The 232-nt window shown below is 66.8% G+C and carries 1 protein-coding gene; it reads left to right on the top strand.

Going from position 1 to position 232, the window contains the following annotated elements:
* The coding region (locus BN358_RS24440; protein ID WP_198018494.1) for a transposase at window positions 1-232 on the top strand (232 nt) is incomplete at both ends.

The following is a 232-nucleotide window of genomic DNA, read 5'->3' as shown; positions in this document are numbered from 1 at the left end:
GAGGTTCCTGAGTGACCTGCGCGCCGTCCGGGACGCGACCGGCTGTCGCGTGCTCGCGTACTGCCTGATGACGAACCACGTCCACCTGGTGCTGCGTACCACCGATGAGCCGGTGGGCCTCGTCCTGAAGCGGCTCGGGATCAGGTACGCGGGCTGGTTCAATCGAAAGTACGGGCGGGTCGGGCACTTCTTCCAGGATCGCTTCGTGAGCCGTCCGGTGGAGGACGACGCC

This window comes from Sedimentibacter sp. B4 (assembly GCF_000309315.1).
Taxonomy (GTDB): Bacteria; Bacillota; Clostridia; order Tissierellales; family Sedimentibacteraceae; genus Sedimentibacter; species Sedimentibacter saalensis.
This window is presented reverse-complemented; position numbering and strand designations above follow the sequence as displayed.